This window comes from Mycobacterium sp. URHD0025 (assembly GCF_000426065.1).
Taxonomy (GTDB): domain Bacteria; phylum Actinomycetota; class Actinomycetes; order Mycobacteriales; family Mycobacteriaceae; genus Mycobacterium.
Map to the genome: position 1 here is coordinate 335049 of NZ_AUEQ01000010.1, position 14618 is coordinate 349666.

The following is a 14618-nucleotide window of genomic DNA, read 5'->3' on the forward strand; positions in this document are numbered from 1 at the left end:
TCAGGCCGGGGACACGCAGACCGCGACTGTGCTCTCGTCACCGGGCCGGTAGTAGGTGTCGATCACGTTGCCGGGTGACACTTTCGCCAGTGCCGTCGCCGGGACCAGCGCGCGCTGGCGTACCGGGAACTGACCTCCGCCGCGACGGCTGACCATCAGGTCGAGTTCCACCTCGCGATAGTCCTCACGAATCGCGCCGGTGGCGCGCATCCCCGTGATGATGCCGCGTGACCGGGTTCCGGTCCGGATCAGCGCGACCTGAGCCCCGGTCAGCAATCCCTTGCGGACCAGCATGTGATCGAATTCGGCCACCAGTTCGCCGAGGGTGACCAGGCGCTCGTCGGCCTCATCGTTCGGTCCGGGGCGTCTCGCCCGACGGGCGGCGGTCATGGCGGCGCCGGCGCCCAACAGGCACAGGACGGTGAAGAGCACGGCGTCGGTCATGTTCCCAGGGTCCGGCCGGGTGACCGCTACCGAACCCAACTTCGGCTCTATCCTGGTGCCGGTGAGCATCGGGTCCGATACAGCCGGCGCCGAGGCCGGTGCCAAAGCGGGCGCGACGCCGGCGGCGCAACCGCGCCGCGCCGTGATCGACCGGGCGTGGCGCGCCCTCGGCCCCGGCGTCGAGGTGTTCAGCGGCGGCGATGGGGGGCCGCTACGCCGGACGGTCAAACGGATCATCGACCCGCTGGTGCTCAGGCTGCGCAGCAACACACACTTCTCGGCGCCGGTCCTGGCCCCCGACGTGGCGGCCGAGCTGCACGAGCAGATGGCCCGCAGCGCGCCACACCTGCGTGCCGCCGCGGCCTGGTTCATCGAACTCAAACAGCAGCGCCGGCGGCTGCGCATCACGACCGGCAATGCCCAGGAGCTCTACTTTCCGGCATGTTTCGAGCTGGCGGTGACGCGGGGCGCCCCGGCCTCCGATCGGGCCGAGGTCGCGGCGGAGGTGCTGGCCGAGCTGCACGGAGGCCGGGACCGCACGGCGGTGGAGGCGCTCACCGCGTATGTGTCCGAGCCGCAGGTCGTCGATCGGTTGGGCCGCCAACTCGAGCGCAGCTGGGATGACGTCGTCGCATCCGACGCGATCACCGGCCCGTTCTTCGCCGGTCTGGTCACAGTGCTGGGACCGGCCGAGAGTCACCGCGCCGAGGCGGCCCGGCAGCGCGTGTGGTCGGCCCTGGTGGCCGACGCGACCCCGTACAACCTCGGTGCCCTGGCGCGCCGGGCCGAGGCCGGGCTGCCATGGTCGCTCGTCGACATCGGCCTGAGTTCGGTACTGCCACAACCAGCTCCGGCGATCAGCGGTCCAGGGGCGGGGGACCGCCCGCTGGACCGCAGCGTGGTGGACCGGGTGCGGGCGACATTGCGCCGGGCGCTGGACCGCGATGAACTGCCCGATCTGCCGCTGCTGTGCGCCGAGGAGGTGGACAGGGCGTGCGCGCCGTGGGGGTTGCTCGGCGAGGACAAGCAGGCCGGGCTTCTCGCCGGCATCGAGGTGGCCACCGACCTGCACCCGCTCGATGCGACGGCGTCGGGACGCTACCAGTTGTCGGCACGCATCCAGGCCCGGCTGGCCAAGGAGGCGTACGTGCTGCATGCCCGCCGGTATCTGGCGGCAGGCACGGCGGTGCATCCGCGCCAGCGACAGATCATCGATGATCTCGGCGTGTTCGCCCGGCCTTATCTGAGCCGGCTGTGGGCGCGGTTGCACGGCCGCGACGTGTGGCAGGAGTCCTGCGCGGATGTCGATGACCTGCGGTCGCTGCTGGAAGGGGTGGCCCGGTCAGTCAGTCTGGATCACCGGCAGCGGATCAAGGCCATGCTGGAAGTGCAGGTGGCACAGTGAAATTGGGAGCTGAGTCCGGGTTGTGGAGTACGGGCCCGCTCGTCACCGGGCCACCGTTGCTGGCGGTGCTGGAGGTCAGCGGCGCCGTGCTGTCGTGGACGGTTGACGGCGACGCCGAGCCGGCGATCACCTTCACCGATCCGGAACGCGCGGACTGGCTGTGGCGGCTGCTCGGCGAGTCCGGCCATGTCGCGGTTCTGGACGCGCTGCGCCACCGCGAGCCGGGAGAGCCGCTCGACGTTCCAGGTGTGGACCTGCTGCCTGGCCCGACGGATACGTTGCGTCGTCTGGCGATCGGACACTGGCTACGACGGTGGTGGCCGGCCAGCGACCGGGACGGTATCGCGGCGCTGGAGCGTCCCGTGCTCGATGCGGAAGTCGCGCTGTTGACCGTGGCCGTCGACGACTTCTTCACCGACGAGACCCTCGATTCCGATGTGGCAGGCCTGCTGTCACCTCATCTGGAAGCGCTCAATTCGCTTGCCGGGCAAGGTGATCCGAGGGTCGCCGAACTGGTGAGGCGATGCCGGGAAGTGGCCGGCGACATCGGTGTGGACTGGCCGGAACGTGTCAGCGCGGCGCCACGGCGTCAGGACTACGCCCTGGCCGCCGGGACCGGTGGATCGAACGCGGCCGGCTTGATCGCCGGCGGGACGGCGAGCGTGAACTGGTCGGCGGTACCGCCAGGGGTGTTCGATGCTGCCGAGGACACCGTCGAGTGGTCGGTCACCGCAGCCGATGAGGGAACGGATGCGGCGGTGCAGGTCGCACTCGCAGGTCCGGATTCACCGTCGGGCATCGAGGTGGAAGTGCACGGCGGCGGCTGCGGCGGCTCCGGTGCCCTCGACGCCACGGGCCGCGCCGTACTGCCCTTGCGTGATCCAGATGGCATGCCGCTCAGCGAAACCCGGGCGTGGAACCTGGATTGGTCACACACCACGGTGCGGGTCGGCGCCGTCGGAGTTGCCGAGTCCGCGACGGACCGGGACCGGGTGCGTGCGTTCGCGCGGTCCCGGTTGGCCGCGGCATCCAATTCGCGGCTCGCCGGGGCGGCCGATGCGTTCCTCGCCGAGATACTCGCGGCCGAATCCGACTACTGAACAGAGCTGCCAGGAAACTCCGTTGCCAATTCCTCCGGCAGCAACGAAGAATCGGGCAGCAAGCGCGTCGCCGACGCCCGTGGAACATGGGAGGGGTTCGAATGAGCGATGTAGTCATCGTGTCCGGTTCCCCGGGTTCTGGGAAAACGACGATCGCGCGAAAGCTGGCTCTTCGGTACGCCCGCGCGGTGCACCTGCACACAGACGATTTCTGGCATGCCATCGTCAGCGGTGCGATCCCTCCTTATCTGCCGGAATCCGATTCGCAGAACCAGACCGTTGTCGGTGTGGTCGCAGCCGCGGCCTTCGGCTACGCGGCAGGGGGCTACACGACCATCGTCGACGGGATCGTCGGACCGTGGATGCTGCACCACTACCGGCGGGTCAGCCGTCAGCACCCTGACATCACGGTCCACTACGTGGTCCTTCGTCCTGACCGCCGCACCGCCCTCAAGCGTGCTCAGGAGCGCACAGAACCAGGAGTGCTCACCGACGAACAGCCGATACTGGCCCTCTGGGACCAATTCTTCGATCTGGGCCCCTACGCGCCGAATGTGATCGACACCACCGACCTCGACATCTCCGAAACCGTCGAAGCCGTTCACCGAGCAGTCGGCGCAGGGACGCATACGATCTGAGCGGGTCGATGGGTCAAGCCGTACACGGGTTTTCGTGTACTGGACCCGTCGCTATTTGGCGGCGGTCTGGATGAAGGCCGGCGAGGTCGATGACTGTGGCAGGCCGATCGGGGGCGACTGCGGGGTGCCGATGACGCCGGACAGCCAGGGCAGGGCCGAGGAGAACGCGTGGCTCGCGAACGGCCAGTCGTGGGTGCCCTGCTGGGTCACCACGGCACAGGCGATGCCGTTCTTCGACCCGAGCGCGCACAGCGCGTTGGCCGCCTTGGCCTGATCGTTGGCGCGGCCCGCGGGCTTGCCCGCCGTCGACGTGTCGTTGACGTCGAACCAGCCGGCCATCTGCTCGTACTGGCCGTGGCGGTTGATCACGGTGGTGGGGTCGAAGGCATCCCACGCCGCGGCGTTCCCGCCGAACAGCCGGTCGATGGTCTGCGCCTTGGTGCCCGAGTTGGGGCCGATGTCACCAGCGATATCCACGAACGCACTGAACAACTCGGGGTGCATGACGGCCAGATCCACCGCGCAGGTGCCGCCCATGGACCAGCCGACGATGCCCCAGCCGGCCGCGGTCGGCTTGACGCCGTAATGGCTGTTCATATAGGGCACAACATCTTTGGTGAGGTGGTCGGCCGAATTCCCGCGCTTGCCGTTGACGCACTCGGTGTCATTGTTGAAGGTTCCGCCCGGATCGGCGAAGACCAGCACCGGCGCGTAACCGTGGTGGGCCGCGGCGAAGTCGTCCATCGTCTTGACCACGTTGCCCGCCCGCATCCAGTCGGCCGGAGTGTTGAATTCTCCGCCGATCATCATCACGGTCGGCAACTGTGGCGGGGGATTGGCGGCGAACCAGGCCGGCGGCAGGTACACGTACTCACCACGGTGCCGGAAACCGGAGGCGGTGTTGGGAATGTCGACCGCGACCACGCTGCCCTTGGCGGGGATGGCGCCTTGACGTTGCATCGCGGCGACGGTGACCTGATCGGTCTGGTCGGGTAGGGGACCGGCGGTCAGCTGGTTCCACGCGGTCTGTACCCAGGGGAAGTAACCCACCCAGAGGTTCAGCGCCAGGGCCGTGCACAGCAGGGTCAGCGGTACCGCCATGACCGCGGTCCCGCGCCGCCACCACCGGCTGCCGCGCCAGCCGGCGACCAGGACCACCAGCGCCACACCGGACAGTGCGATCCACACCCACAGTGACCGGGGCGCCGGGTTGCCCGCCAGCCCCTCGGACTCGATGTACCAGTTGGTGCCGGCAACCAGGATGCCGCCCACCGCAGCTGCCAGCGGCAGCCAGATGAGCGCCCAGCGACGGGTCCGCCAGCCGATTGCGGCGATCAGTACCACGGCGGTGATGACTTGAACGCTGGTCGGAACCCAGCCGTGCATCAAGGACAGGTGGTGGGTGAACGTCACACTGACATCGTCGCCGCCGAATCTTGGGATCGGCTGTGAGACGCCTGCTAACGCGGTTTGGCCAGCGGAAAGGGCAATGTCTCGCGGATGCTGCGGCCGGTGATCAACATGACGACACGGTCGACCCCCATGCCGAGACCGCCTGTCGGCGGCATGGCGTACTCCATCGCCTGCAGGAAGTCCTCGTCGAGTTCCATGGCCTCGGGGTCGCCGCCGGCGGCCAGCAACGACTGTTCCTGCAACCGGCGGCGTTGTTCGACGGGGTCGGTCAGCTCGCTGTAGGCGGTGCCCAGCTCCACGCCCCAGGCCACCAGATCCCAGCGTTCGGCGACTCCCGGGATGCTGCGATGCGGCCGGGTCAGCGGCGACACCGAGGTCGGGAAGTCCTTGTAGAACGTGGGCTCTTCTGTCCGGTCCTCGACCAGGTGCTCGTACATCTCCAGCACGACGGCGCCGGCGTCCCAGTGGGTCAGGTAGGGGATGTGTGCCGCGTCGCAGAGCCGGCGCAGCGTGGTCAGATCGGTATCGACGGTGACGTGTTCGCCGAGGGCCTCCGAAACCGCGTCGTGCACGGTCTTGACCGCCCACCGGCCCGATATGTCGATGGGTTCGAGGACCCCGTCGGCACGTGGCCGCATGAAGACCTGGGCCCCGTTGGCTGCGGCGGCGGCGTTCTGGATCAGTTCGCGACAGCCGTCGATCCAGACGTTGTAGTCGGCATGCGCCTGGTACGCCTCCAGCAGGGTGAACTCCGGGTTGTGGCTGAAGTCCACGCCCTCGTTGCGGAACGCGCGGCCCAGCTCGAAGACTCGCTCGACACCGCCGACGCACAGCCGCTTGAGGTAGAGCTCCGGTGCGATCCGCAGATAAAGGTCCAGGTCGTAGGCGTTGATGTGGGTCAGGAACGGCCGGGCGTTGGCACCGCCGTGGATCTGCTGCAGGATCGGGGTTTCCACCTCAAGGAAACCCTTGGCGTACAACGTTTCCCGGATCGCGTGCAGGGCACCGCTGCGGGCCCGGATCAGATCCCGCGCCTCGGTGTTGACGGCCAGGTCCACGTAGCGCGCGCGGACCCGGGCCTCCTGGTCGGTCAGGCCCTTCCACTTGTCCGGCAGCGGTCGCAGGCACTTGCCGATCAATCGCCAGCTGTCGACCAGCAGTGACCGGGTGCCGGTTCGGCTGTACCCCATCGAGCCGGTGACCTCGATCAGATCGCCGAGGTCGATCGTCGCAGTGAAGTCGGCAGTGCGGGCCTGCGACAGCCGGGTGTTGTCGAGCAGCAGTTGCACCTCGCCCGACCAGTCGCGCAGTTGGGCGAACAGCACGCCGCCGTAATCCCGGACCCGCAGGATTCGCCCGGCCACGCTCACGGTGTCACCGTCGGTGGATTCCAGTGCGGCCGAGACGGTATGGCTGGGGGCCTGGCCGACGGGATAGGCGTCGACACCGTCGGCCTGCAGCTGGCGCAATTTGGCCATCCGGACCCTGACCTGCTCGGGCAACCGTTGCCGCTCGTCGCCGTCGGGGTCTGTCGTCATTCCGGAGAAGTCCGGTGCGCTGCCGTCGTGATGCAGCCGGCCCGAATCCACCAGATCGGCAGGGGCTGCTACGTGTTCACCGGTGTGCTGCTTGTTGCGTCGCGAGAACGGCAGCACCAGGAATCCCTCGGCGATCACCGAGGCCACCCCGACCCGTGGGATCAACCGGGCATCCTCATAGCAGGCGTACCGCGGAACCCACTCGGGCTGGTACTTCATGTTCGACCGGTAGAGGGTCTCCAGCTGCCACCATCGGGAGAAGAACACCAGCAGCGCCCGCCAGAGCCGGGCCACCGGACCCGCGCCGAGCTGCGCACCCTGCTGGAATGCCGATCGGAACATCGCGAAATTGAGTGAAATCCGGCTGACCCCAATGGCTTCGGACTGCATGCACAGCTCGCTGACCATGAGTTCGATGGTGCCGTTGGGGGATTGCGGGGAACGGCGCATGACGTCGAGCGAGACGCCGTTGGTGCCCCACGGCACCAACGAAAGCAACGCCACCACTTCAGGTTCGGAGGTGTCTCCGCGCTGCTGCACCGCCTCGACGAGCAGGCAGTCACCATCGGCCGGGTCACCGAGCCGGCCCAGCGCCATCGAGAAGCCGCGTTCGGTCTCGGTGTCCCGCCAGGCGTCGGCGCGCTTGATCACGTCGGCCATCTCGGCCGGCTCCAACTCGCGGTGACGCCGGATCCGCACCGAGGCCCCGGCCCGCCTCGCGCGGGTGACGGCCTGACGCACCGCGCGCATGTCGGGCCCGGACAGCCGGAAGTTCTCCGGATACAGGATGGCTTCGTCGCCGAGCTGCAGCGCGTTGAGTCCGGCCGCCCGGAACGCCTCGGCCGCAGCCAGACTCGCTCCCATCACACCGGGCGCCCAGCCGTAGGTCTGGCACAACTGCAACCAGGCGGCGATCGCCTGCGGCCACGACTTGGGGTCGCCGACAGGGTCCCCTCCGGCCAGGCACACGCCCACCTCCACGCGATAGGCGATCGCGGCGCGCCCGTTGGGGGCGAACACCACCGACTTGTCGCGACGGGTGGCGAAGTAGCCCAGCGAATCGTTCTTGCCGTAGGCCTCCAACAGGCCGCGGATCGCCGATTCGTCCTCGCCGGTCAGCGCATTGGAAGCGCGTTGCGACTGGAACAGCACGACCGCGGCCGCCATCAGCGCCAGTGCGCCGAACAGGCCGAAGATGGCGTTGAGGAAGGGATGCGAATAGCCCTCGAACACCTCGGTCGGAACGGTGGCGAACCCGCTCACCCGGTTGACCGCGTAGAGCAGCCGCCATTCCGGGGCGATGGTGCCGGGGAACAACTCCAGCAGTGCCCACGCGGCCAGGATGCCGATCGCCATGCCCGCGACCAGGACGACGGCGGATTTGAGCAGGGCACCGCGACGCACCTTGGCCCAGAACTGATTGCGGGCCAGCACCAGACACGCGATGGCGGTGACGTGGAACGCCAGGCCGATCACCTCGCCGACGTCCTCGGCGAGCGGGTCGCCGCCGGTGACCAGATCGCCGAGGTTCCAGCCGATGGCGCCCACCATGTACAGCAGCAGGATCCACCAGGCGATGCGCTTGCGGGCCGCCAGCGCCGCGGCCAGCAGTGCCAGCACGAAGGCCCACGAGAAGCTGGTGTCGGGAAAGTTGAAGATGTAGTCGTTGACGAACTCGCGCGGGACCTGGATCAGCCAGCGCACCGTTTGGGACACGCTGGCGATCAGCGACAGGGTGGCGATGACCCCGACGGTCCAGCCGGCTGCTGCGGGAACCCAGGAAAACCTCGATGCGGGCTGGAGCCCGGTGCGGTGGCCGCCGCTGATAACGGTCATACGCCCGGAGAATAGGCGCTCAACCCGTCAATTGGGTTGAGCGCGCGCACAGAGGTCGGGGAGAGTGCCTACCAGACCGGGCCGGTGTACTTCTCGCCTGGCCCTTTGCCCGGCTCGTCAGGAGCCGCGCTGGCTTCGCGGAAGGCAAGCTGCAGACTTTTGAGGCCGTCGCGCACGGGGCCCGCGTGGGGTCCCAGATACTCGGCCGACGCCGTCACGAGCCCGGCCAGTCCCGTGATGAGCCGGCGGGCCTCATCGAGATCACGGTGGGGGCTATCCTCGGGATCCTCGGCAGACAACCCGATCTTCTCGGCCGCGGCGCTCATCAACATGACCGCAGCCCGGGTGATCACTTCGACTGCGGGAATGTCGGCCAGCTCCCGCACCTGCGGCGTCGCATCGTCGGGCATTTCGGTCGGATCCGTCATGCCTGCTAGACTGTCATGCGCGACCGTCCCGGCTTACGTCAGGGACAGCAAGTGGAGTCCCACTCCCACCGTTGGCCACAAGGTACAACGGTCCGGTCGCCGGTGTCCTCGGACGCCGGTTCTGTGCTCCAGCGTCGGAGCTGCAGGCGGCGCAAGCCGTGATCGGTCGGCATTGGGCCCTGCTTTGAGCAGGGCTTTTCTGTTCTACAGGGCAGAAGTGCGGATGGGCGGGGTCTCCTCAGCAGACCCAACATAGGAGGCCCCATCAGCACTGAGACCCGCATCAACGAGCGCATCCGCGTACCTGAAGTCCGCCTGATCGGACCGAACGGCGAGCAGGTAGGGATCGTGCGCATCGAAGATGCTCTCCGCGTCGCCGCGGATGCCGATCTCGACCTCGTCGAAGTTGCACCAGCCGCTAAACCCCCGGTCTGCAAGATCATGGATTACGGCAAGTTCAAGTACGAGACGGCACTCAAGGAGCGCGAGTCTCGCAAGAACCAGCAGCAGACCGTCGTCAAGGAACAGAAGCTGCGTCCCAAGATCGATGACCACGACTACGAGACGAAGAAGGGCCATGTGGTCCGCTTCCTCGAAGCCGGGTCCAAGGTCAAGGTGACCATCATGTTCCGTGGTCGCGAGCAATCCCGCCCCGAACTCGGGTACCGGTTGCTGCAGCGGCTCGGCGCCGATGTCGCCGAATACGGCTTCGTCGAGACGTCGGCCAAGCAGGACGGCCGCAACATGACGATGGTGCTGGCACCACACCGCGGTGCGAAGACTCGCGCCAAGGCGGCAGAGCAGGCCGAGCGCCCCGGCGGGCAGCAGCAGGCTGCACCAGCCGCATCAGAAGAACCAGACGTCACGCAGAACTAGTTTCAACACAGAACTAGTTTCAACACAGAACTGAGGATTCATGCCCAAGGCGAAGACCCACAGCGGAGCATCGAAGCGCTTCCGCAAGACCGGGACCGGCAAGATCGTGCGCCAGAAGGCCGGCCGGCGCCACCTGCTGGAGCACAAGGCCACCAAGCGCACCCGCAGGCTCGACGGCCGCACTGTGGTGGCGGCCAACGACACCAAGCGTGTCAACAAGATGCTCAACGGCTAGATCTGCCGCTCCCCGTACCGACCGAGAATAGGAACATCCCATGGCACGCGTGAAGCGCGCACTCAACGCCCAGAAGAAGCGGCGTACCGTACTCAAGGCCTCGAAGGGCTACCGCGGCCAGCGGTCGCGCCTGTACCGCAAGGCCAAGGAACAGCAGCTGCACTCGCTGACCTATGCCTACCGCGACCGCCGTGCCCGTAAGGGTGAGTTCCGCAAGCTGTGGATCTCGCGTATCAACGCCGCGGCCCGCGCCAACGACATCACCTACAACCGCCTGATCCAGGGTCTCAAGGCCGCAGGCGTCGAGGTGGACCGTAAGAACCTGGCCGAGATCGCCGTCAGCGATGCCGCCGCGTTCACCGCACTGGTCGAGGTCGCCAAGGCCGCGCTGCCCGCCGATGTGAATGCGCCGTCGACGTCCGCTGGTGAGGCCGCCTGACGCTCACCGAGCGTTCTGCCCGAGTGGCTGCTGCAGTCAAACTGCAGCGCCACGTCGGGCGCCGCCGCGCCGCACGCTTTCTTGCCGAGGGACCGAACCTCGTCGAGGCCGCGTTGCGGCGCGGACTTGTATCCGAGGTGTTCGCGACCGAAGAAGCTGCGGACCGCTTCCGATCCATGCTCGGTGACGCACCCGTCGAGCTGGTCACCGAACGCGCGGCAAAAGCGTTGTCGGACACCGTCACCCCGGTAGGCCTGGTGGCGGTGTGCACACTGCCGGAGGTCTCGCTCGACGACGTTCTGGCTGCCGCGCCCCGCTTGATCGCGGTACCGGTGCAGATCTCGGAGCCGGGCAACGCCGGGACGCTGATCCGGGCCGCCGATGCGATGGGCGCCGACGCGGTCGTGCTGGCCGGCCACAGCGTGGACCCCTACAACAGCAAGTGCCTACGCGCCTCGGCGGGCAGCATCTTCTCTCTGCCGGTGATCAGTGAACCCGATGAGGCCGCAGCCGTCACGCGACTGCAGGCAGCCGGATTGCAGGTGCTGGCCACCACGATCGACGGCGAGGTCAGCCTCGATCATGTGGACCTCGCGCCGGCCACGGCCTGGCTCTTCGGCCCCGAAGCTCATGGCCTGCCAACCGAATTGGCCTCTGCAGCCGACCACCGGGTGCACATTCCGATGCCCGGTCATTCCGAAAGTCTCAACATCGCGTCTGCGGCGTCGATCTGTCTGTATCAGAGCGCCCGCGCCCACCGCGTTTAGCGCCGAATGGCCACTTGTCGCACGCTTTTTCGCGTTTCAGGTATCACAAGTGGCCATTGGACCGATGTGAAACCTAACTGAGCAGTCCCCGTGCCACGTGGGTGATCTGAACCTCGTTGCTGCCGGCATAGATCATCAACGACTTGGCGTCGCGGGCCAACTGCTCCACCCGGTATTCGGTCATGTAGCCGTTGCCGCCGAACAACTGCACGGCCTCCATCGCGACATCGGTTGCGGCCTGCGAGCAGTACCACTTGATGGCCGAGGCCTCGGCCAGCGAGATCGGGGCGCCCTTCTCAGAGGATTCGATGACGCGGAACAGCATGTTGCGCACGTTCATCCGGGCCACTTCCATGTTGGCCAGTTTGAGCTGGATCAACTGGAACTGGCTGATCTCCTGGCCCCACAAGGTGCGGGTCTTGGCGTAGTCGACGCTCAACCGCAGGCATTCCTCGATCACGCCCAGTGCCATCGCGGCCACCCCGATGCGTTCGGCCGAAAAGTTCGACCGCGCGCTTGCCCGGCCTTCGTCGGTGCCGTCCGCAGAGCCTTCGGTCTCGCCGAGCAGCCGGTCACGTCCCAGCCGGACGTTGTTGAAGAACAGCTCGCCGGTGCGCGAGGAATGAATGCCCATCTTGCGGAACGGCTTCGACTGCACGAAGCCTTCCATACCGCGGTCGAGGACGAAGGTCAGTACCTTGCGGTTGCGCTTGTCCGCCCCATCTCGTTCATCCAGCTTGGCGTAGACGACGACGACGTCGGCGTCGGGCCCGTTGGTGATGAAGGTCTTCTGGCCGTTGAGGATGTAATCGTCCCCATCGCGGGTGACATAGGACTTCATACCGCCGAAGGCGTCTGAGCCCGAATCGGGTTCGGTGATCGCCCAGGCGCCGATCTTCTCGTAGGTCACCAGGCCCGGGAGCCAGCGTTCCTGCTGGGCCAGCGTGCCGCGGCTCTGGATGGTCGACACGGTCAGGCCGAGGCTGACCCCGAGGCCCGTCACCAGGCCCATCGATACCCGGCACAGTTCGCTGATCAGGACGAATCCCATGCCCGGGGACCCGCTGCCACCGAACATGCCGCCGCGCGCGCCGGAGGGCTTGGCGTCGCCGCTGCGGAGCTTCTCCAGCCGCTTTTCCAGCGATTCCTTGGCCATCGTGTCAATACCGAACGTGGCGAACAGCTTTCGCACGATCGGGTACGGCTCCATATCGCCGCTCTCGAGCTCGTCGAGATGCGGGCGGATCTCCTTGTCCACGAATTCGCGAACCGCGTCGCGCACGGCGATGTCTACATCAGACCAATCAAGCATCTCGACAGCTTAGACACGTGTCAAAAGTCAGGCCGCGGGGCGGCGGGCAGGACGCCGCAGCGCCGGCAGTGAGAACGTGGTGTGTACCAGGGCCCCGGCCCGGTCCAGCAGGGTCTTGTTGCGCGGCAGGTAATGCATCGGCAGCCCCCTGCGGTCGCGCGGCGGGGCCATGAAGCCCGGCGCTTCCACCAGAGGACCGTCCGCCGGTAGCTTGCCGGCCGCGCGGCGGTAGGCCGACAGGGCGCGTGGGTGCAGCCTGATCTCGTCGGGCACCGCGACGAACGCCAACTCGACCATCTTGCCGAAGATCCGCAGCAGCACCTCGTCGCCGGGCGTCCAGCGCATCCCGGCCTTCTCCCGCACCGCCGGGTCGAACAGTCCGGCGGCGATCCAGCGCTGCGCTCCCACAAGGGGTTTGAAAAGTTGGTCCCAGACCGGCGTCGGCATCAAAACGAACCACGGCTTGGGGATCCGGATGGTGAAGATGTCGAGGGTCGCCCGGTTGATCTCGAGCTCGTCGCGGCACTTGGCGTCCCAGTACTCCTGGAACTGCTCCCAGTTCTCGGGGACCGGCCGCATGCTCATGCCGTACATCCGGTACCACTGCACGTGTTCGTCGAACAGCTGTTGCTTCTCGGCTTCGGTCAGGCCGCCGCAGAAATACTCCGCGGTCTTGATGATCAACATGAAGAACGTCGCGTGCGCCCAGTAGAACGTCTCCGGGTTCAGTGCGTGGTAGCGCCGCCCTTGGTTGTCGACGCCCTTGATGGTGGTGTGGAACCCCTTGATCTGCGCGCCGGTGTCGGGCGCGCGGTCCCCGTCGTAGACCACTCCCATGATCGGGTACACCGACCGGGCCACCCGCTGTAGCGGTTCACGCAGCAGGATCGAATGCTCCTCGACGCCGGCGCCGAGTTCCGGATACATGTTCTGGATCGCGCCGATCCAGACGCCCAGCATCCCGGTGCGCAGGTCGCCGAAGTACTTCCAGGTGAGCGAATCGGGGCCGAGTGGATCGTGTTCGCTGCCGGTGGCGGCTTGTGTGGTCATTGGGTCCTCGTTGACTCGTCATGACGTGGATCACAGCTGCGGCCAACGATAGTAGTGACAACGCACGTTGTCTACGTTGGCGCGGCGCGTCGTCGCGCACTGTTATTCGGCGGCTACCGTGGCGCCACAGCGCCGTGACCAGCCCGGTTCGCCGACGTGGGGGAAGTGCGGGCAAACCCGCCCGTGGCGTGATTGCCGCCCGGTCCGCGCGCCACTTAGTCTTGCGCTGTGGATGGCGAGCCGTTCGATGACCCGTCCGGCAAAGTCGGGGATATCGAGCAGGCGCCGCAACAGCGCCCGGCGCAGAGACCCGGATTGCCGGGCCCGTTCGGGTGGCTGCAGAACGCCAACCGCAGCCCGGCCGTCGTCGACCTGGTCCGGCGAGCGCGTCGGGCACTTCCCGGGGATCCGGATTTCGGCGACCGCCTCTCGGCGTCCGGCGAGGGCGGTCCGCGGGCCGCGGCCAGAGTGGCCGACCGGCTGCTGGACCGTGACGCCGCCTCGCGCGAGGTGAGCCTGGGCGCATTGCAGGTGTGGCAGGCGCTCACCGAGCGCATCTCGGGGACGCCGGCCAATCCCGAGGTGACGCTGGCGTTCACCGACCTTGTCGGCTTCTCCTCGTGGTCACTGCGCTCCGGTGATGACGCCACGCTGCGATTGCTGCGCCGCGTCGCACAAGTGATCGAGCCGCCGGTGCTGGAGGCCGGCGGTCACATCGTCAAACGCATGGGCGACGGCATGATGGCGGTGTTCTCCGACCCGGGTACCGCCCTGCGGGCGATGCTCGTCGCGCTCGACGGGGTGAAGGGCATCGACATGGACGGTTACGCACCGCGCATGCGGGTCGGTATCCACACCGGACGCCCGCAGCGCATCGGATCGGACTGGCTGGGTGTGGACGTGAACATCACCGCCCGGGTGATGGAGCGGGCCGGCAGCGGCGGCCTCGTCGTGTCCCACACCACGCTGGAAGGCATCTCCGAAGAGGAGCTGGCAGAACTCGCCGTCAGCGTGAAACGCCAACGGCGGCAGATGTTCTCGAACAAACCCGAAGGCGTGCCCGACGATCTGGGGATGTACCGGGTGAAGACCTCCGGGCAACCACCGGCGCGCTGACGTTTGAGCACGTGGAGATGT

Annotated in this window: 14 protein-coding genes; 8 read left to right on the plus strand and 6 right to left on the minus strand. The window is 67.3% G+C overall.

Annotated features, from left to right (window positions below):
* Complete coding sequence (locus tag H977_RS0116750) at positions 1–444, minus strand: hypothetical protein (RefSeq protein WP_036476203.1); 444 nt, start codon at positions 442–444, stop codon at positions 1–3.
* Between the two features lie 61 nt (positions 445–505).
* Here H977_RS0116750 and H977_RS0116755 point away from each other — a divergent pair, with 61 nt between their 5' ends.
* The 3 genes from H977_RS0116755 (at position 506) to H977_RS0116765 (ending at position 3587) form a co-directional block, all read left to right on the plus strand.
* On the plus strand, positions 506–1849 hold the full coding sequence (locus H977_RS0116755; RefSeq protein WP_029108929.1) for a hypothetical protein: 1344 nt from the start codon (positions 506–508) through the stop codon (positions 1847–1849).
* Positions 1846–2949: a hypothetical protein gene (locus H977_RS0116760; RefSeq protein ID WP_029108930.1), complete on the plus strand. Its 1104-nt coding sequence runs from the start codon at positions 1846–1848 to the stop codon at positions 2947–2949. The genes H977_RS0116755 and H977_RS0116760 overlap by 4 nt, the downstream gene beginning before the upstream one ends.
* A 101-nt stretch (positions 2950–3050) precedes the next feature.
* Positions 3051–3587 (plus strand): AAA family ATPase, encoded by a 537-nt coding sequence (locus H977_RS0116765; RefSeq protein WP_029108931.1) that lies wholly within the window; start codon positions 3051–3053, stop codon positions 3585–3587.
* Positions 3588–3638: 51 nt separating this feature from the next.
* Here H977_RS0116765 and H977_RS0116770 read toward each other — a convergent pair whose 3' ends face one another.
* From H977_RS0116770 to H977_RS0116780, 3 genes are all read right to left on the minus strand, one after another.
* The gene (locus H977_RS0116770) at positions 3639–4973 is read right to left on the minus strand and encodes an alpha/beta hydrolase (protein WP_036476281.1); all 1335 of its coding nucleotides are present in this window, start codon (positions 4971–4973) and stop codon (positions 3639–3641) included.
* 74 nt (positions 4974–5047) lie between these two features.
* Positions 5048–8374 (minus strand): bifunctional lysylphosphatidylglycerol synthetase/lysine--tRNA ligase LysX, encoded by a 3327-nt coding sequence (gene lysX, locus H977_RS0116775; RefSeq protein ID WP_029108933.1) that lies wholly within the window; start codon positions 8372–8374, stop codon positions 5048–5050.
* Between the two features lie 68 nt (positions 8375–8442).
* The gene (locus tag H977_RS0116780; RefSeq protein WP_029108934.1) at positions 8443–8802 is read right to left on the minus strand and encodes a DUF1844 domain-containing protein; all 360 of its coding nucleotides are present in this window, start codon (positions 8800–8802) and stop codon (positions 8443–8445) included.
* A gap of 264 nt (positions 8803–9066) precedes the next feature.
* On the opposite strand from H977_RS0116780, the gene infC reads away from it, so the two are divergent.
* The 4 genes from infC to H977_RS0116800 are packed head-to-tail and all read left to right on the plus strand — an operon-like array spanning position 9067 to position 11119.
* The gene (infC, locus tag H977_RS0116785; RefSeq protein WP_196808264.1) at positions 9067–9678 is read left to right on the plus strand and encodes a translation initiation factor IF-3; all 612 of its coding nucleotides are present in this window, start codon (positions 9067–9069) and stop codon (positions 9676–9678) included.
* Positions 9679–9718: 40 nt separating this feature from the next.
* Complete coding sequence (gene rpmI / locus H977_RS0116790; protein ID WP_003885176.1) at positions 9719–9913, plus strand: 50S ribosomal protein L35; 195 nt, start codon at positions 9719–9721, stop codon at positions 9911–9913.
* Between the two features lie 40 nt (positions 9914–9953).
* Positions 9954–10352 carry a 50S ribosomal protein L20 gene (gene rplT, locus H977_RS0116795; RefSeq protein WP_029108936.1) on the plus strand — a complete coding sequence of 133 codons (399 nt, stop codon included), beginning with the start codon at positions 9954–9956 and terminating at the stop codon, positions 10350–10352.
* A gap of 23 nt (positions 10353–10375) precedes the next feature.
* Complete coding sequence (locus H977_RS0116800; protein WP_029108937.1) at positions 10376–11119, plus strand: TrmH family RNA methyltransferase; 744 nt, start codon at positions 10376–10378, stop codon at positions 11117–11119.
* 73 nt (positions 11120–11192) lie between these two features.
* Here the strand turns inward: H977_RS0116800 and H977_RS0116805 are convergent, their stop codons facing one another.
* Together H977_RS0116805 and H977_RS0116810 are read right to left on the minus strand one after the other, a co-directional pair.
* On the minus strand, positions 11193–12431 hold the full coding sequence (locus tag H977_RS0116805; protein ID WP_029108938.1) for an acyl-CoA dehydrogenase family protein: 1239 nt from the start codon (positions 12429–12431) through the stop codon (positions 11193–11195).
* 27 nt (positions 12432–12458) lie between these two features.
* Positions 12459–13481, minus strand: a complete 1023-nt coding sequence (locus H977_RS0116810) for an oxygenase MpaB family protein (RefSeq protein WP_029108939.1) — start codon at positions 13479–13481, stop codon at positions 12459–12461.
* Between the two features lie 228 nt (positions 13482–13709).
* On the opposite strand from H977_RS0116810, the gene H977_RS0116815 reads away from it, so the two are divergent.
* A complete protein-coding gene (locus tag H977_RS0116815; protein ID WP_029108940.1) occupies positions 13710–14597 on the plus strand; it encodes an adenylate/guanylate cyclase domain-containing protein in 888 nt (295 codons plus the stop codon).
* The last annotated feature ends 21 nt before the right edge of the window (positions 14598–14618 follow it).

Coding starts and splice junctions, on each gene's coding strand:
- rpmI (WP_003885176.1), top strand. CDS start 9,719: ATGCCCAAGGCGAAGACCCACAGCGGAGCATCGAAGCGCTTCCGCAAG.
- H977_RS0116765 (WP_029108931.1), top strand. CDS start 3,051: ATGAGCGATGTAGTCATCGTGTCCGGTTCCCCGGGTTCTGGGAAAACG.
- H977_RS0116810 (WP_029108939.1), bottom strand. CDS start 13,481: ATGACCACACAAGCCGCCACCGGCAGCGAACACGATCCACTCGGCCCC.
- lysX (WP_029108933.1), bottom strand. CDS start 8,374: ATGACCGTTATCAGCGGCGGCCACCGCACCGGGCTCCAGCCCGCATCG.
- H977_RS0116805 (WP_029108938.1), bottom strand. CDS start 12,431: ATGCTTGATTGGTCTGATGTAGACATCGCCGTGCGCGACGCGGTTCGC.
- rplT (WP_029108936.1), top strand. CDS start 9,954: ATGGCACGCGTGAAGCGCGCACTCAACGCCCAGAAGAAGCGGCGTACC.
- H977_RS0116750 (WP_036476203.1), bottom strand. CDS start 444: ATGACCGACGCCGTGCTCTTCACCGTCCTGTGCCTGTTGGGCGCCGGC.
- H977_RS0116780 (WP_029108934.1), bottom strand. CDS start 8,802: ATGACGGATCCGACCGAAATGCCCGACGATGCGACGCCGCAGGTGCGG.
- H977_RS0116770 (WP_036476281.1), bottom strand. CDS start 4,973: ATGCACGGCTGGGTTCCGACCAGCGTTCAAGTCATCACCGCCGTGGTA.